General features: G+C 69.7%; 15 protein-coding genes. 4 read left to right on the forward strand and 11 right to left on the reverse strand.

Features of this window, described 5'->3' with window-relative positions; translation table 11 throughout:
• Positions 1-193: 193 nt before the first annotated feature.
• From ACYVLP_RS13990 to ACYVLP_RS14010, 5 genes are all read right to left on the reverse strand, one after another.
• Entirely contained in the window at positions 194-1,243 is a 1,050-nt protein-coding gene (locus ACYVLP_RS13990) for a LacI family DNA-binding transcriptional regulator (RefSeq protein ID WP_460627953.1), read from the reverse strand.
• Positions 1,240-2,784: a GH1 family beta-glucosidase gene (locus tag ACYVLP_RS13995; RefSeq protein WP_460627954.1), complete on the reverse strand. Its 1,545-nt coding sequence runs from the start codon at positions 2,782-2,784 to the stop codon at positions 1,240-1,242. The genes ACYVLP_RS13990 and ACYVLP_RS13995 overlap by 4 nt, the downstream gene beginning before the upstream one ends.
• Positions 2,781-3,764: a carbohydrate ABC transporter permease gene (locus ACYVLP_RS14000; protein WP_460627955.1), complete on the reverse strand. Its 984-nt coding sequence runs from the start codon at positions 3,762-3,764 to the stop codon at positions 2,781-2,783. The genes ACYVLP_RS13995 and ACYVLP_RS14000 overlap by 4 nt, the downstream gene beginning before the upstream one ends.
• Positions 3,761-4,759 carry a carbohydrate ABC transporter permease gene (locus ACYVLP_RS14005; protein WP_460627956.1) on the reverse strand — a complete coding sequence of 333 codons (999 nt, stop codon included), beginning with the start codon at positions 4,757-4,759 and terminating at the stop codon, positions 3,761-3,763. The genes ACYVLP_RS14000 and ACYVLP_RS14005 overlap by 4 nt, the downstream gene beginning before the upstream one ends.
• Positions 4,760-4,895: 136 nt before the next feature.
• Complete coding sequence (locus tag ACYVLP_RS14010) at positions 4,896-6,230, reverse strand: ABC transporter substrate-binding protein (protein WP_460627957.1); 1,335 nt, start codon at positions 6,228-6,230, stop codon at positions 4,896-4,898.
• A 317-nt stretch (positions 6,231-6,547) separates the two neighbouring features.
• Here ACYVLP_RS14010 and iolC point away from each other — a divergent pair, with 317 nt between their 5' ends.
• Positions 6,548-7,513, forward strand: a complete 966-nt coding sequence (gene iolC, locus ACYVLP_RS14015) for a 5-dehydro-2-deoxygluconokinase (protein WP_460627958.1) — start codon at positions 6,548-6,550, stop codon at positions 7,511-7,513.
• Positions 7,514-7,793: 280 nt separating this feature from the next.
• Here iolC and ACYVLP_RS14020 read toward each other — a convergent pair whose 3' ends face one another.
• On the reverse strand, positions 7,794-8,972 hold the full coding sequence (locus ACYVLP_RS14020; protein WP_460627959.1) for an AraC family transcriptional regulator: 1,179 nt from the start codon (positions 8,970-8,972) through the stop codon (positions 7,794-7,796).
• A gap of 93 nt (positions 8,973-9,065) precedes the next feature.
• On the opposite strand from ACYVLP_RS14020, the gene ACYVLP_RS14025 reads away from it, so the two are divergent.
• Complete coding sequence (locus ACYVLP_RS14025; RefSeq protein WP_460627960.1) at positions 9,066-9,551, forward strand: anthrone oxygenase family protein; 486 nt, start codon at positions 9,066-9,068, stop codon at positions 9,549-9,551.
• A gap of 75 nt (positions 9,552-9,626) precedes the next feature.
• On the opposite strand, the gene ACYVLP_RS14030 is transcribed toward ACYVLP_RS14025, so the two are convergent.
• From ACYVLP_RS14030 to ACYVLP_RS14050, 5 genes are all read right to left on the reverse strand, one after another.
• A complete protein-coding gene (locus ACYVLP_RS14030) occupies positions 9,627-10,016 on the reverse strand; it encodes a VOC family protein (RefSeq protein WP_452270346.1) in 390 nt (129 codons plus the stop codon).
• Positions 10,017-10,099: 83 nt separating this feature from the next.
• Complete coding sequence (locus tag ACYVLP_RS14035; protein WP_460627961.1) at positions 10,100-11,470, reverse strand: MATE family efflux transporter; 1,371 nt, start codon at positions 11,468-11,470, stop codon at positions 10,100-10,102.
• The gene (locus ACYVLP_RS14040; RefSeq protein ID WP_460627962.1) at positions 11,467-12,180 is read right to left on the reverse strand and encodes a DNA alkylation repair protein; all 714 of its coding nucleotides are present in this window, start codon (positions 12,178-12,180) and stop codon (positions 11,467-11,469) included. Before ACYVLP_RS14040 ends, ACYVLP_RS14035 begins: the two co-directional genes overlap by 4 nt.
• Before the next feature lie 75 nt (positions 12,181-12,255).
• Positions 12,256-12,879 carry a class I SAM-dependent methyltransferase gene (locus ACYVLP_RS14045; RefSeq protein ID WP_460627963.1) on the reverse strand — a complete coding sequence of 208 codons (624 nt, stop codon included), beginning with the start codon at positions 12,877-12,879 and terminating at the stop codon, positions 12,256-12,258.
• A gap of 15 nt (positions 12,880-12,894) precedes the next feature.
• Positions 12,895-13,170, reverse strand: a complete 276-nt coding sequence (locus ACYVLP_RS14050; protein WP_460627964.1) for a DUF2277 domain-containing protein — start codon at positions 13,168-13,170, stop codon at positions 12,895-12,897.
• 346 nt (positions 13,171-13,516) lie between these two features.
• On the opposite strand from ACYVLP_RS14050, the gene ACYVLP_RS14055 reads away from it, so the two are divergent.
• A complete protein-coding gene (locus ACYVLP_RS14055) occupies positions 13,517-14,644 on the forward strand; it encodes an ROK family transcriptional regulator (RefSeq protein WP_460627965.1) in 1,128 nt (375 codons plus the stop codon).
• 88 nt (positions 14,645-14,732) lie between these two features.
• Positions 14,733-16,097, forward strand: coding sequence for an extracellular solute-binding protein (locus ACYVLP_RS14060; RefSeq protein ID WP_460627966.1), 1,365 nt, complete (start codon positions 14,733-14,735; stop codon positions 16,095-16,097).
• The last annotated feature ends 18 nt before the right edge of the window (positions 16,098-16,115 follow it).

Below are 16,115 nucleotides of genomic sequence, written 5' to 3' on the forward strand. Positions count from 1 at the left end.
TTCCGTCGAGTGGGCGCCCCGTCCCACCCGTCCCACCTGCCCCAACGTCTTGTGTGACAGGTGGGGTTGGGTGGCCACTCGACCGGCGTGGGACGGGTGGGGTTGAGTGGCCACTCGACGGTGTGGGAGGGGTGGGGTTGGGTGCCCACTCGACTGGGGGAGCGACGGTGCGATCGACCGGGGGGCAGCCGGGTCAGGCGGAGTCGCGCAGGACGAGGTGGGTGGGCAGCATCGTGACCCGCTCGACCTGCTCTCCGCTGAGCAGCCGCAGCAGCGTGTCCGCCATGACGACACCCATCTCCCGCGACGGCTGCGCCACGGTGGTCAGGCCCACTCGGCCGCGGGTCGCGAACTGGCTGTTGTCGAACCCGACGAGCGCGACGTCCTGCGGCACCCGTAGTCCGCGCTCTTCGAGCGCCAGCATCGCGCCGCTGGCCATCAGGTCGCTGGCCACGAAGATCGCGTCGACGTCGGGGAACTCGTCGACGAGGGTGAGGGTGGCACGCACCCCGCCGGCCTCGGTGAAGTCTCCCCGGGCGAGCCGGTGGTCGGTCAGCCCGGCGCTTGCCAGCGCGTCACGCCATCCCAGCTCGCGGTCGACCGAGGCCGGCATGTCGGCGGGCCCGGTGATGGTGGCGATGGCGCGGCGCCCGGCCGCGACAAGGTGCTCGACCCCGCGCCGGGCGCCGGCCCGGTTGTCGACATCGATGTAGTAGTCGCCGGGGTGGGCGATCTCACCGAGTGGTCGGCCGCCGAAGACGACCGGCAGAGACTGCCCGAGGGAGGCGAGGAAGTGGTCGCCCGAGTGGTGCGACACGACGAGCGCGCCGTCGACGTTGCCGCCGAGCAGGTAGCGCCGGGTCTTCTCGGACGGCGAGCTCGGGTGGGTGAGCTGCAGGTTGAGGACGTAGTCGCTCTCGTCGAGACGGTCGCTGATCCCTTGCACCACGTCCGCGAAGTACGGGTCCCCGAAGAAGCGGTGGGCGTTCTCGGGGACGACGAGCGCGATGGACATCGTCGCCCGGGCGACCAGCGAGCGCGCCGCCCGGTTGGGGACATAGTTGAGCTCCTCGATGGCCCTTTCGACAACGGCGAAGACATCGGGGCTCACGCGCGGCGAGCCGTTGATGACGCGGGACACCGTTGCGCGGGAGACACCGGCGACGCGTGCGACCTCCTCGAGCGTGGGTCGCCCGGATGGGCTCACCCCGCCTGGGGAGGCCGCACGCGTCCCGTCCTTCATTCCCTGCTGTCTCCTGGGTCCGTCGGCCGTGCCGGGTCGTCTGCCATCGGGCCCGTCCCATCGGGCTCGAACGGCGCCGGCAACCGGCGTGTCGAGATGATCCGGGCATAGTCGAGCGCGCTCGCCTTCGGGGTGCGCTCCTGCGTCGTGTAGTCAACTCGGACGATACCGAAGCGCTTCGCGTATCCCCAGGCCCACTCGAAGTTGTCGAGCAGCGACCAGTAGAAGTACCCGCGCACGGGGACCCCGGCGTCGACCGCGTCGAGAATGGCGCCGATGTGAGCGCGGACGTATGCCGTCCGGTCGCGGTCATCGACGAAGCCGTCCTGGTCGGGGGTGTCCTCGAAGGCAGCGCCGTTCTCGGTCACGTGCAGGGCGACCCCGGCCGGGCCGGCATACTCCTCGTGGAGCCGCACGAGCAGGCGGGTCAGCCCTTCGGGCTGGATCTCCCAGTCCATGGCGGTGACGGGCAGGCCACGGGGGTGGCGGAACGCGGCGTCGGCCGCGGGGAAGGGCGAGCGCGTGGCGCGCCCACCGTTCTCGTTGTCGGAGAGGCGGCTCGCGGGCGGTGTGTGCCCGACCGCCTCGCCGTTGTAGTAGTTGACGCCGAGCACGTCGATCGGCGTCGACATGACCTCGAGGTCGCCGTCCATGATGTGGTCCTCGAGTCTCAGGCCGCGGACATCCTCGAGCACGTCCAGCGGGTAGGCGCCGCGGAAGATCGGGTCGAGGAAGATCCGGTTCATCTGGCCGTCGATCCGGCGTGCCGCGTCGACGTCGCGCGGGTCGGTCGGGTCGAGAGGGTCGGCCACGGTGAAGTTCAGGGTCAGCCCGAGCTCGAGGTCGGCATCTCGGCTGCGCAGCTCGCGGACGACGCGACCGTGTCCCAGCATGAGGTGGTGTGCCGCGGCGAGCCCGTCAGCGGGGGAGGTGCGCCCTGGGGCGTGCATGCCCGCCGTGTAGCCGAGGAACGCCGAGCAGAAGGGCTCGTTGAGGGTCGTCCAGGTGCGCACCCGGTCGCCGAGCCGGTCGTGCACGGCCAGGGAGTAGGCGACGAACCGGTCGACGGTCTCCCGCGAGGTCCAGCCGCCACGGTCCTCGAGCGCCTGCGGCAGGTCCCAGTGGTACAGGGTGAGCCACGGCGAGATGCCGGCGTCGAGCAGCGAGTCGACGAGGCGCTCGTAGAAGTCGAGCCCCTTGGCGTTGACGGGTCCGCCGTCGGGGCAGATGCGCGCCCACGACGTCGAGAAGCGGTAGGACTGCACGCCGAGCGACCGCATGACTGCCACGTCGGCGGCATACCGGTGGTAGTGGTCGCAGGCGACGTCGCCGGTGTCGCCGTCGACGACGGCACCTGGGGTGTGCGAGAAGGTGTCCCAGATCGAGTCGGTGCGCCCGTCGTCGTGGAAGGCGCCCTCGATCTGGTAGGCCGCCGTCGCGGCACCGAGGACGAAGTCCGCGGGCACCGGGCGGCCCTGCCCCGCAAGGGTGTTCGTGCTCCGGATCTGGGTCTCCGTTGAGATGGTCTGGTTGGCGGTCATCCCTTGACTGCTCCTTGCATGATGCCGGACACGAGCTGGCGGCCGGCGATGACGAAGACGACGATGAGCGGGATCGCGGCGAGGACGACGCCGGCCAGGACGAGCGAGTAGTCGACGAAGTAGGCGGCCTGGAGCTGCTGCAGGGCCACGGGCAGCGTCGGGTTGCCGGGATCGAGGATGATGAACGGCCAGAAGAAGTTCGTCCACGCCATGATGAAGGTGAACAGGCCGAGCATGGCCGCGCCGGGCCGCGCGGCAGGCAGCGCGACACTCCAGAAGGTGCGGAAGACCGAGGCGCCGTCGACGCGAGCGGCTTCGATGAGCTCGTCGGGCAGTGCCTCCTTGAGGTACTGCGTCATCCAGAAGACCCCGAACGCGCTGACGAGCGAAGGCAGGATGACGGCGCCGAGGCTGCCGATCCAGCCGAGCTTGCTCATGACGATGAACAGCGGGACGATCCCGAGCTGCATCGGCACGCACATGGTGGCGATCACGAAGAGCAGCAAGGCGTTCGCGCCCGTGAACCGCAGCTTGGCGAAGGCGAACCCGGCCAGCGTGGAGAACAGCACCACCCCGAGCGCAACGACCGTCGAGACGATGATGCTGTTGCCCAACGCCTTCCAGAACGGGAGCGTGTCCACGACCGTGCTCGCGTTCTTGAAGAAGTTGCCGCCCGGGATGAGCGACACGGAGCCGCTGTTGATCGCGGCCGCGTCCTTGCTGCCGATGACGAACGACCACCAGAGCGGGAAGACGCTGCCGATGAGGATGATCGTCAGGACGATGTATGCCGTCTTGCCGGCGCGTTGCTGCCGGGCGACGTTCCGCACGGCACGAGACGCGCGCCACGGTCTGCCTCCGCCACGGGTCTGCCGGCCGTCCTGGCCTGGGGTCTGGCCTGTCGCGTTGCCGGTGCCGTGATCGGGGCCCTTGCCGGGGCCGTGGTCGGGGCCCTTGGTGGTGCGTGCGGCGATGGTCATCGGGACTCCTTCGAGGCGATGCGTCGCGTGATGACGAAGTTGATGACGGCGAACACGACGATGATGAGGAAGAGCAGCCAGGAGATCGCGGCGGCGCGGCCGAAGTTCTTCTGCGTCCAGCCGATGTTGTAGAGGTAGATCGTCAGCGTCTGCCACTGGCGGTCGGCGCCACCCTGGCCGTACTGGTCGAACATCCGGGGTTCGTCGAAGATCTGCAGGCCGCCGATGGTCGAGGTGATCGTGACGAAGATGATCGTCGCCCGCAGCTGCGGCAGCGTGATCGAGAAGAACGTGCGGACCTTGCCGGCGCCGTCGATGAGGGCGGCCTCGTAGAAGTCGCGGGGGATGGTCTGCATGGCGGCCAGCAGGATCAGCGCGTTGTAGCCCGTCCACCGGAAGTTGACCATCGTGGCGATGGCGACGTGGCTGGCGAGCGTGTCCTTGTGCCACTGGACCGGCTCGACCCCGACCCAGCCGAGCACCTGGTTGATGAGCCCGAACTTGTCGCCGAACAGGTCGTTGAAGATGAGGACCACGGCAACGGGCGCGATGACGTAGGGGAGCAGGACACCCATGCGCCAGAAGGTCTTTGCTCTCAGTCCGGCGTCGAGGGCGGCCGCGATGAGCAGCGCGATGACGATCTGCGGGATGCTCGAGAGCAGGAAGATCGAGATCGTGTTGCGCAGGGCGTTCCAGAAGAACGGCTGCTTGAGCACGTCCTGGAAGTTCTTCAGCCCGACGAAGTCTCCCTGGCCGCCGATGAGGTTCCACTGATGCAGCGAGACCCACAGCGTGTAGAGGAGCGGGAAGAGCCCGACGATGGCGAAAAGGATGAAGAACGGCGAGACGTACGCGTAGGGAGAGACCTTCGCATCGAGCCGGCTGAGCCGCTGGCGGGTCTTCGAGCGCTCGGTGCGGCGGATCGGGCTCGGCTGTGGTGCAGGGGGTTTCGGGGGTCCGCCTGAGTCGAGCGGCGGCTTCGCGGTGACGGTCACGGTGTGCTCTCTCTCATGCGGGACGGCATTCCGGGGAGGTGTCCATTCCTCGCAGGCTCGGAAGTGACACCTCCCCGGCTCCAGCCCGGTGGGTGCGCTGGTGGGGCGCACCCACCGGACGTATGGGTTCAGTCGGTCAGCCGAGTGCGTCGACAGCGGCGACCCACTTGTCCCACGAGGCGGCCGGCGTCGACGAGCCGTCCTCGATGCGGGTCAGGGCCTTCTGCATCTCGTCGTTGATCGCGAAGTACTTCGTGCCCTTGAAGGGCGCGACCGAGATGGACTTGAACCGGTCGGAGAAGATCTGGCCGGTCGGGGCGTTGTTGAACGAGGCGACCGTGACCGCGGCGAGGTCGGCGCTCGACTGCGCCTGGACCTGGCTCGGGAACGCGCCGACCTTCTTGAACGCCTTGATCTGCTGCTCGGGCGCGGTCAGCCATGCGGCGAGGATCCGGGCCTCCGCCGGGTGCTGGCTCTGCTTCGGGACCACGAGGTAAGAACCGCCCCAGTTGCCGCCGCCACCGGGGAACGTGTTGGCGACGTCCCAGCCCTTGACGCCCTTGGCGTTGCCCTCGATGACACCGACCATCCAGCCGGGGCAGAGCATCGTGGCGAAGCCGTTGTGCTGGAAGCTGGCGGTCCAGTCCTTGCTCCACTGCTGGAGCTTGGCCGAGAGCTTGTCAGTGATGCCGGCTTGGACGACGGCGTCGTAGGTGGCCTTGACCTTCGGGTTGGTGGTGGCGATGACCGAGCCGTCGGTGCCCTCGTAGGTCTGCTCGATCTGGTTGATCATGCCCTGGTACGTGGCGCCCATCGAGTCGAACCACGGGACCTTGGACTTGGCGGCGAACTGCTTGCCGGCGGCGAAGTAGCTGTCCCACGTCGTGCCGAGCCACTTGGCAACGGACTCACGGTCGCTCGGGAAGCCCGCCTGCTTGAGCAGGTCGCCGCGGTAGCAGATGGCCTCGGGACCGGCGTCGGTGCCGTAGCCGACGAGGTGGCCCTCGGCGTCCGTGGCGGCCTTGGTCTTCCAGTCGGGCCAGCGGCCGTCGACGTCGGCGTTCTTGAGGTCGACGAACTTGTCGGAGTACTGGAGGATCTCCGGGAGCCAGTCGACCTCGACGGCCTCGACGTCGGCCATCCCGCTTCCCGCCGCGAGGCGGGTGTTGAAGTTGTCGCGGGCCTCGTTGGAGGTTGCCGCCTTCTTGTGCGTGATCTTGATGTTCGGGTGGGTGGCCTCGAACTCCGGGATGAGGTCCTCGTAGCCGAACTGGTTGAACGTGGCCAGGGTCAGGGTGACCGGGCCGCTGCCGCCCGTCCCACCTGCCTGGGTGGAGGGGCCGTCGCCGCCCGAGGCGGAGCTGCACGCAGAGAGCGCCAGCAGTCCGACGGTGAGGGTGGCGAGCGCAACGGTCCGAGTCTGCTTGCGGCCCGCGATGCGTGCGCCAGATCGGGTGGGGCGGGGTGTCATGGAGAGCTCCTTCGGTCTTTACCCCTGAGTGGGCGTGAGAGCGCTCTCCGTGCGTGAATCGAGCTCGTGAGAGCGCTCTCACGGGAGAGAATGGGGGGTGGCTCGACCTGCGGTCAAGTGCCGTGTCCAATCCGTGATCAGGCGCAGTCGCGGCTTCGCGTCCGTGATGCCCCGGTATGCCGGATGGCTGAGCAGCGACTCAAGGTGGCCCTCTGCCCGGGCGCCGGGAGCCGGTGGCACCCCGTTGACCGGGCGGGTCCCGGCGCGGTGGTATGGAAGGCCACACGCTCGGAGGCGAGCGGGGGAAGGGGCCCGGCATGACGGCATACGACCTGCTCGCGATTGGCAGGGTCGGGGTCGATCTCTACCCGCTTCAGCAGGGACTGCCGCTCGACGAGGTGCGCTCCTTCGAGAAGTTCCTCGGTGGCAGCGCGGCCAATGTCGCGGTCGCGGCGGCGAGACACGGCAGGCTCGCAGGGCTGATCAGCGCGACCGGTGCCGACGCCTTCGGCCGCTTCGTCCGCCGGGAGCTGCTGCAGCTCGGCGTGGACGATGCACATCTGCAGACGATCGCCGGCGGCCCGCCGACGCCGGTGACCTTCTGCGAGATCTTCCCTCCCGACCACTTCCCGATCTGGTTCTACCGGTATCCCATCGCACCCGATCTGCTCATCGAGACCGATACCCTTCCGCTGCAAGCGATTCGCGAGGCGTCGGTCTACTGGTCCACGGTCACCGGCCTGAGCCAGGAGCCGAGCCGGTCGGCCCACTTCGCGGCCTGGGAGGAGCGTGACCGGAGGCCGTTCACGGTGCTCGACCTCGACTATCGCGCGAGCTTCTGGGGCAGCCCTGACGAGGCGCGCGAGCTCGTTCGACGCGCGGTCCCACTCGTGACGGTTGCGGTCGGCAACCTCGAGGAGTGTGGCGTCGCGACGGGGGAGAGTGAGCCGGAGCCCGCGGCCCGCTCGCTCCTGTCGTCGGGGGTCGAGCTGGCCGTCGTCAAGCTCGGCCCGCGCGGGGTCCTCGCGATGACCGCCGACGAGGTGGTGCAGGTGGGCGCGTTCCCGGTAGAGGTGGTCAACGGGCTCGGCGCCGGAGACGCCTTCGGTGGCGCGCTCGTCCACGGACTGCTGTCCGGGTGGGACCTCGATCGGATCCTGCATTTCGCGAACGTGGCGGGCGCTCTGGTCGCCGGCCGGCTCGAGTGCTCGACGGCGATGCCGACGACTGCCGAGGTCCAGGCACTGCTCGGCGACGTCGAGGTCGCCGACGGCGCCTTCTGACCCCAAGCCCGCGGCAACACCGCAACACACCCGGTAACCGTCAGAGCGGGGTAGTTGCAACGCGGAGGAGTTGTCTGTTTCCGGGTGTGTTGCGGGGTGTCGGGGGCAAAGAAAAACCCGCCCCCGCTGGTCACGTCGCCGAACTCGACCAGCGGGGGCGGGTGCCCTTGACGCGGTGACCCGACAGGGGGAGGAGGTCACCGAGTCGCACAGGAGCAACTCACGAGAACGACTATGACTGGCGGACCTTAAAGAACGCTGGGAAAGCCGTACCAGTTGCCTAGGACTGTGCGAGACCGGCTCGTTGAGGGCCGCCGGGGCCCGTCTCGGGAGCATCAGCTTGGACGCCAGCACTGCCGTCGACACCGCCAGCACCGCCGTGCGGGTTCGCGGGAGGCGCGCCGTCGACGGGTGAGGTGGCACCCGGGGCGGACGCCGCCCGGTAAGCCCGAGGAGAGAGGCCGTGCTCCCGCCGGAAGGCAGCGCTGAACGCGAACGGGCTTGCATAGCCGACCAGCCCGGCGATCTGCTCGACGCTGCCGGACCCTGACCGCAGCAGGTCCGCGGCCGTCGCGAGACGCCACTGGGAGACGTAAGCCATCGGGGAGACGCCGACGAGCTCAGTGAACCGGCGCGAGAGCGTGGCGCGCGAGACGTGAACCTCGCCCGCCAGCCGCTCGAGCGACCAGTCGCTCGCCGGCTCGTCATGGATGAGTGCCAGGGCCCTGCCGACGACCGGGTCGGAGCGCGCCGTCCACCAGGCGGGCGCCTGCGAACCCGGCCGGGCGAACCACTGGCGCACTGCCGAGACGAGCACGAGGTCCACGAGCCGGTCCAGGACGACGTCCTGACCGGGCAGCTCACGTCCCACCTCGCGTGCGAGCAGGTCGGCAAGGGCAGGGTCTAGCTCGCCCGCGCGAACGACCCCCACCGGTGGCATGGAGTCGAGCAGCCGGCCGGTCACCTGACTGGCGAGCTCCCACGTGGCCGAGAGGAACGTCGTCACCGGGCCGATGCCCGGCGCCGCGCCGTCGCTGGGCACCGGGCCGCTGGGCGCCGCGTCGCTGGGCGGCCCGCCGTCGCCTGGCGCCAGAAGGTCGTCGGGGGCCGAGTCCGCGTTGCCCCAGGTCCGCGTCCCCAGCCCCATCGACAGGGCCAGGTGCTCGCCGGTCAGTGAGCGGCATACGTTGCCCGGCTCGATGACGATGGTGGGAGCCGTGCTGGGCGCGTCGGCGAGGCGGTAGGGGGTGGGCCCCTTGGCCACGGCGACGTCGCCGGCCTCGAGCCGGATCGGCCCGCCCGTGCCAGGTGTCAGCCAGGCCGCCCCGCTGACCATGACGATGATGCCGACGGCCGCACCGTCCTCGATCCGTAGCGCCCAGGGCGCTCGCATGTGGCACCGCAGCAGCGAGGCGCCGCGCGCCCGGTGGCTGTCGAGGATCGTGCTCAAGGTGTCCACCCGCCTGACGGTACGCCGTCGTGAGACGATTGCGAAGGTATTTGCACCTGTGCCGCATGGATCATCTCATCAGGCCAGGCTGAGATGGATGGCATGGACAACACCCTTATGCGCACCATCACCCTCGCGACCGCCCTCGGGTCAGGGGTCATGGGCGGCGTGCTCTTCGGTTTCTCGTCGTTCGTGATGCCGGCGCTCAATCGCATCCCCGCGGGCGACGCGGTCCGAGCGATGCAGGCCATGAACCTCACCGCGCCCCGCGGGTTGGGCGTGCCGCTGCTCGTGTCGGGCGCCGGCTCGGTCGTCGTCGGCGCCTGGGCCCTGGCCTCGAGCCACGGCTCGACCCGGGCGCTGCTCATCGCGGGAGCCGCAGCAGGAGTCGCGGCGTTCGCGGTGACGGCCGCCTACCACGTCCCGCGCAACAACGCCCTCGACCGGGTCGACGCCGCCTCGGCCGCAGCGGCCTCGGCGTGGTCGGACTACGAGCCCGGCTGGGTCACGATGAACCATGTGCGCACGACGCTGTCGCTCGCCTCGGCCGCTCTGCTCGTGGCCGGCGCGGTGCGCAGCGGCGGCTAGCCGCGAAAGCGCCGCCAGCTGCAGGGTTGGGGTCGCATCGGCAGCCCCAACCCTTCACGCCCTTGCGGTACTGACCTACGCCTCCTGCGGCGGCGCCGACTGCCACAGCCCCATGAGGTTGCCCTCGGGGTCGCTGAAGTACGCGGTGAACCCCATCCCGGGCACCTCGTTCTTCGGCAGGACGGTCTTGCCCCCGGCCGCCTCGATCTTGCCCAGCGCATCGTCGATGCTCTCGACGTCGACAGTGATGACCGGGCCGCCGAACGGCTCGCTGCGCTGCATCATGCCCCCGTTGATGTAACCCGGCTCGGTGGGCCCCTGCTCGCCGCTGGGGCCGGTGCCGGCCATGGTGTAGTCGAGGTCGGGGATGTGCTGCACGTCCCAGCCGAAAACGTTGCCGTAGAACGCGGCCGCGCGCTCCCGGTCGTCGTAGGGCACCTCGAAGTGGACGATTCGACCGCTCACCGGTCGCTCCTCTCATGCGGGTGCGTCGCCCGTCGGCGCACTTATCGCAGCGTATGCCGGGGCGCCGACAGTCGACTGGTGGCTCAGCGGGCGCCCACGACCATCCACGTCTCGCTGCGCGCGCGCCATCCGAGGACGACGGCGCGGATCACCATGAACGCCGTGAACGCCACCCAGAGCACGACCACGTCGTGAGCCGGCGAGCCGCTCGGGCCGATGGCGCGGACGCCGAGGATGAACGGGAGGTATGCCGCGAGGGTGACGACCATGCCCCACGCGAGCCAGGTGCCGTCGCCGGCGCCGATGAGCACGCCGTCGAGGACGAAGACGTATCCGGCCACGGCCTCGCTCAGCCCGACGACCACGAGAGCGGCCCCGAGGGCGTCGCGCACCGCCGGATCGGACGTGAAGAGCGTGGGGATCACGGAGTGCAGGGCGACGATGACGAGCCCGAGCCCGAGGCCGCCCCAGACGCCCCACCGCACCATCGTCCCCATTGCGGTGCGGACCGCGACGCGGTCGCCGGCGCCGAGCGCGCGACCGGTGATGGCCTGGGCGGCGATCGCGAGGGCGTCGAGCGCAAAGGCGAGGAACGACCAGACCGTCATCGCCACCTGGTGGGCGGCGAGCGTGACGTCCCCCATCGACGCGGCGACCCAGGTGGTGAGCACGAGCGTGGCGCGCAGCGCGAGGGTCCGGACCAGCAGCGGGGTGCCCGTGCGGGCAGCGACGAGCACGCGCGCCGGGTGTGGCCGGAGGCGGGCCTGTGTGCGACGGGCCTTGACGAGCAGCACGCCAACGAGCGAGAGGGCCATGCCGGTCTGGGCGATGACCGTGCCCCAAGCGGATCCGGCTATGCCCCAATGGAGCCCGTAGACGAACAGCACGTTGAGGGCGATGTTCACGCTGAAGCCGGCGACGGACGCGACGAGGGGTGTCGTGGTGTCCTGGAGCCCGCGCAGGACGCCGGTGACCGCGAGGATCACGAGCATCGCAGGGATGCCGAGGGCGGAGATCCGAAGGTAGGTCGTCGCCTGGTCGAGCGCCTCGGGAGAGGCCCCGAAGAGCGCGCAGATCGGCCGGGCGAACACCGCCACGAGGACTGCTGTGACGGCGCCGATGCCGACGGAGAGCCACAGGCCGTCGATGCCGGCCCCGATCGCGGCCCGCTGGTCGCCGGCCCCGAGGTGGCGCGCCACGATGCTCGTCGTGCCATACGCGAGGAAGACGAAGATTCCGGCGGCGGTGATGAGGGCGGCACTGGCCACGCCGAGCCCGGCGAGCTCTGCAGTGCCGAGGTGTCCGATGATGGCCGAGTCTGCGAGCAGGAAGAGCGGCTCGGCGATGAGCGCGAGGAATGCCGGGACCGCGAGACGCAGGATCTCCCGACGGTGCGAACCACTTTGGGGCGCAGTCGTGTCCGTTGGCGTGCCCCGCTCGTTGGGAGAGCTCATAGCACGGACCCGAGGTGCTTGAGGGCTTCGCGGCGGCTCAGACCGGACAGGCTCGGATGGTCGGCCACGAAGGCCCTGACCCACTCCGGGTCCTCCCGCGCGTGGTCGCGCAGTGCCCAGCCGATGGCCTTGCGGATGAAGAAGTCGGGGTCGTCGACGTTCGGCTCGATGACATCGTTGAGCAGCTGCTGGTCGAGCCGCTCCCGCGTGCCGACCTGGCTGATGATCGACGAGCGCCGGACCCAGAGCGAGTCCGAGCCCGACCACTCGCGCATCCTCAGGCCCTCGATGGTCGGGGCCGCCAGGAGCGTGTCGCGCACGAGATGGGTGGCGATATCGTCGACGACGTCCCACCAGGCGCCGGCACGGATCAGGCTCTCCCACAAAGGCATTGCGTCGCTGTCGACCCACGCCCGGTAGGCGCGCAGGCGCGCGAGGGCGATGGCGGCATACCACTGCTCCCGGTGCGTCGCGCCGTGCCAGAGGGCGCCCACCGTGCCCTCCCACTGCGGACGGTCCGCCATGAGGTATGCCGGGTCGCGCAGGATCGGGGTGAGCGTGGCCTTGAGCTCGGGCGAGGTGAGGCCGAAGTACGGCATGGCCGACTTCATGTAGCGCTGCTGTCCGGCGGCGCGCTCCGGGTTCGCCGCCTGCTCCAGCGCGGCGGTCACGGCCGCGACGAGCTCGGTGTGCACCCCCATGTCGGACATGCGGCCAACGTAGCCGCTTGGTCCGACGGGAGGCGGAGGGGTCCACGGCAACCTGCCGCCCTGGAAGTGGCACCGTCAGGACTTGCGGGCCACCCCGGCATACCCGAACGTCCACGGTCGCATGGCCTTCGGGAAGGGGCCGTACGCCGAGTCGAGACGCTCCACGACGAGTCCTGACGCCTCGACGATCCGGTCGATCGGGCGCGTCAGGTGGCACCCGTCGAAGACCTTCTTCTGGAGGGGCTCGAGCCGGCGCTGCCAGGCGTTCACCGTGGCGTCGGGAGCGACGCCGTGCTCGAAGAAGTGGAGGCGACCACCCGGCCGGAGCACGCGGCGCACCTCGGCCAGCGCCCGCCGGACGTCCGGGATGGTGCACAGCGTGAAGGTCGACAGGACCGAGTCGACGCTCTCGTCGGGCAGGGTCAGCCACTGCCCGTCGAGGTCGCCGCGGGTGATCGGCACACGGCTGCGAGACCGGCGGCCGGCCGACAGCTGCCAGGCCACGTCGGAGGGCTCGATGGCGACAACGCTCGTCACCTCGGCTGGGTAGACCGCGATGTTCAGCCCGCTGCCGAAGCCGAGCTCGACGATCTCACCACGCAGCCCGCGGCACACGTCGGCGCGCAGCGCCATCATCTTCTCGTCCTCGCCGCCGGCGTCCACGAGGCGCGGCGTGACCTGCGTCGCCCAGAAGCCCATGGTGGCCGGGTGCGCTCAGGCCGGGGTGCCGAAGCGGGCCACATTGCGGGCGCGGGCCTTGGCCCGCTCTTCGTCGCGGTCCTTGGGCGGGGCGCTCGTCGTGAGGTGGTCGAGCAGGTGTTGCGTCGCGGCAGCGACCGCCTCGACTGCCTCGTCGAAGGCGTGCTGGTTGGCGTGGCTCGGCTTCGTGCTGCCGCTGACCTTGCGGACGTACTGCAGCGCGGCGGCCCGCACCTCGTCCGAGGTGGCTGGCGGCTCGAAGTTGTGGAGCTGACGGATGTTGCGGCACATGACCCCACCGTATGCCGTTCCACCGACGTCCCGGCCCAAGCCGAGTCGAGTGGCCACTTCGGCACAGGAGAGGAGGCTGCGGACGAGACGAGTCGACGGAAACGGGCCCAGTGGGGTGGGGCGGCCACTCGAGGGAGAAGGGGCTTGGGGTAGGGCGGCCACTCGAGGGAGAAGGGGGTGGGGTGGGGCGGCCACTCGAGTTGGGATGGGGGCCTCGTTTCCCGGTCGAGTGGCCCTTCTGTCACTCCCGTCACGCCCACCTCACCGGGCTCGTGTCTGAACCGTGACCGAACTCTTCGTGGTCCAGAGGTTGCGGATTAGGAGTTAGTAAACTTTACTAACTCCCGTGACCACCGCACTGCCGCGAGCCCGGCGCGTTTCTCCCCGTACTGCCGTTCTGCCGGCACACGGGCGGCGCCACAACCTCTCGCTCGTGCTGCAGCTGCTCTACTCCGCGGGCGCGATGAGCAGGGCGGACCTCGCCCGTCGGCTCGGCATGAGCAAGGTGACGGTGTCGGACCTGGTCGGCGAGCTCATCGAGAGCGGTCACGCCGTCGAGCTCGGCCCCTCCGACGAGGTGCGCCCGGGCAAGCCGGCCACCCTCGTCGACGTCAACCGCACCGGCCTGCAGACCATCGGCCTGGACCTTGCCGAGCACGAGACGCTCCGCGGCGCCGTGCTCGACCTCGACGGCAACATCCTCGTGCGCGCCGAGCGCGCCATCGGCGACGCCTCCGGGCAGGCCGTCGTCGACATCGTCCTCGACCTCGTCCAGGAGGTCGTCGCCGCAGCGACGGCGCCGTTGCTCGGGATCGGCGTCGGCACCCCCGGCATCGTCGGCCCTGGCGGGGTCGTCGACACCGCGCCCAACCTCGGTTGGAGCAACGTCCCGCTGCGCGACCTCATCACGGACGTCACCGGGCTGCCCGTGTTCGTCGTCAACGACGCCGACGCCGCGGTGCACGCAGACCACACCCTCGGCGAGGGCGGTGACGACATCATCCTCGTCAAGATCGGGCGCGGTGTCGGCGGCGGGCTGATCGTCGGGGGACAGCGGGTCCGCGGCGCCCACTTCGCCTCTGGCGAGATCGGGCACGTCACGGTCGGCACCGACGGCGGCGCGACCTGCCGGTGCGGCAAGGTCGGCTGCCTCGAGACCTGGGTCTCGGCCCCGAACCTGGAGCGTGCCCTCGCCGCGACCGGCGACGACTCGCCCCTGCGCGAGGCCGGCGAACGCCTCGGCATCGCCCTGGCTCCCGTCGTGGCGGCGCTCGACCTGGCCGAGGTCGTGCTCAGCGGCCCCGAGCACCTGCTCGACGGAGTCCTGCTCGACTCCGTCGAACGCACCTTGCGCGAGCGGCTCCTTGCTCGCCCCACCACGCACCTGACGGTGCGACTAGCCCATCAGTCCGACGACATCGTCCTGCGCGGCGCCGCCGTGCTCGTCCTCTGGGACCAGCTCGGGGTCGACTGACCCGCCTGACGGCATACCTATCCCCTCCACTCGCAACAGCGAACAACCGGCCCGAGAAGCGCGGCCACCCTCGAAAGGAAACCAAGGAATGAAGAAGACCCTCGGTCTGGCCGTGGCCACGACCACGGTGGCAGCACTGGCGCTGACCGCCTGTGGCTCGGGTTCGGCCGGTTCGGCGACGACCCCGGCCGCGAGCGGCACCGCCGCCAACGCGGGCAAGACGATCACCCTGTGGCTGGTCGGGACCGACACGCCTCAGGAGCTGCGCACCTACCTGCAGGACACGTTCAAGAAGAAGACCGGCGCGACGCTGAAGATCCAGGAGCAGGCCTGGCCCGACCTGGTCACGAAGCTGACGACCGCGCTCCCCGACGCGAAGAACACCCCGGACGTCACCGAGCTGGGCAACACGCAGGCCCCGACGTTCACCAACGTCGGCGCGTTCAGCGACGTCTCCGACATGTACGACGAGCTCGGCGGGTCCAAGCTGCTCCAGTCCTTCGTCGACGTGGGCTCGGTCGACGGCAAGAGGTTCGCTCTGCCGTACTACTTCGGCTCGCGCTACGCGTTCTACCGCAAGGACGTCTGGAAGGAGGCCGGCGTCAACACGCCGACCACCCTCGACCAGTTCAACGCGGCCGTGAAGACGATCGCCGAGAAGAACCCGCGCAAGATCAAGGACTTCTCCGGCTTCTTCGTCGGCGGTCAGGACTGGCGCAACGGCATCTCCTGGATCTTCGCCAACGGCGGCGACCTGGCCAAGAAGGAGAACGGCAAGTGGGTCTCGACGCTGGCCGACCCGAACAGCATCAAGGGTCTTCAGCAGCTGCAGGAGATCTACCGCTCGGCCACGAAGGCTCCGGCCGACGCCAAGGACCAGACGCCGTGGATCTACATCAACGACACGGACGAGATCCTCGACGAGAACCAGAAGGTCACGGGCAAGACGTCCCTGTCGGCCGCGACGATCATGGCCCCCGGCTGGGCGCACTGGTCGATCGGTGACCTCAAGGAGAAGGACGGCAAGAAGACCCGCGAGTGGAACGACGCGAAGTTCGGCACGTTCGTGCTGCCGGGCAACGACGGCAAGCCGGCTCCGGTCTTCGCCGGTGGCTCCAACATCGCGATCTCCAAGGCGAGCCAGAACCAGGCGCTCTCGCGTGACCTGCTCCGGATCATCTTCTCGCCCGAGTACCAGCAGATGCTCGGCAAGGCTGGCCTCGGCCCGGCCAACTCGGACTACGTCAGCTCGCTCGGCGACGACCAGTTCGCCAAGGCGCTCATCGAGTCCGCAGCGAACTCGAAGCTCACGCCGGCCGCGCCCGGCTGGGCGGCCGTCGAGGGGAAGTCGATCATGGAGGAGTTCTTCTCCAAGATCCGTGATGCGTCGGACCTGACCGCTCTGGCGACGGAGTACGACGCCAAGATCACCCCGCTGCTCAACCTTCAGTGATCGCCCTGACAGCCAGGT

It is taken from the genome of Intrasporangium mesophilum, assembly GCF_054783095.1.

Coding starts and splice junctions, on each gene's coding strand:
- ACYVLP_RS13995 (WP_460627954.1), bottom strand. CDS start 2,784: ATGACCGCCAACCAGACCATCTCAACGGAGACCCAGATCCGGAGCACG.
- ACYVLP_RS14000 (WP_460627955.1), bottom strand. CDS start 3,764: ATGACCATCGCCGCACGCACCACCAAGGGCCCCGACCACGGCCCCGGC.
- iolC (WP_460627958.1), top strand. CDS start 6,548: ATGACGGCATACGACCTGCTCGCGATTGGCAGGGTCGGGGTCGATCTC.
- ACYVLP_RS13990 (WP_460627953.1), bottom strand. CDS start 1,243: ATGAAGGACGGGACGCGTGCGGCCTCCCCAGGCGGGGTGAGCCCATCC.
- ACYVLP_RS14040 (WP_460627962.1), bottom strand. CDS start 12,180: ATGTCCGACATGGGGGTGCACACCGAGCTCGTCGCGGCCGTGACCGCC.
- ACYVLP_RS14045 (WP_460627963.1), bottom strand. CDS start 12,879: ATGGGCTTCTGGGCGACGCAGGTCACGCCGCGCCTCGTGGACGCCGGC.
- ACYVLP_RS14025 (WP_460627960.1), top strand. CDS start 9,066: ATGGACAACACCCTTATGCGCACCATCACCCTCGCGACCGCCCTCGGG.
- ACYVLP_RS14050 (WP_460627964.1), bottom strand. CDS start 13,170: ATGTGCCGCAACATCCGTCAGCTCCACAACTTCGAGCCGCCAGCCACC.
- ACYVLP_RS14035 (WP_460627961.1), bottom strand. CDS start 11,470: ATGAGCTCTCCCAACGAGCGGGGCACGCCAACGGACACGACTGCGCCC.
- ACYVLP_RS14010 (WP_460627957.1), bottom strand. CDS start 6,230: ATGACACCCCGCCCCACCCGATCTGGCGCACGCATCGCGGGCCGCAAG.
- ACYVLP_RS14060 (WP_460627966.1), top strand. CDS start 14,733: ATGAAGAAGACCCTCGGTCTGGCCGTGGCCACGACCACGGTGGCAGCA.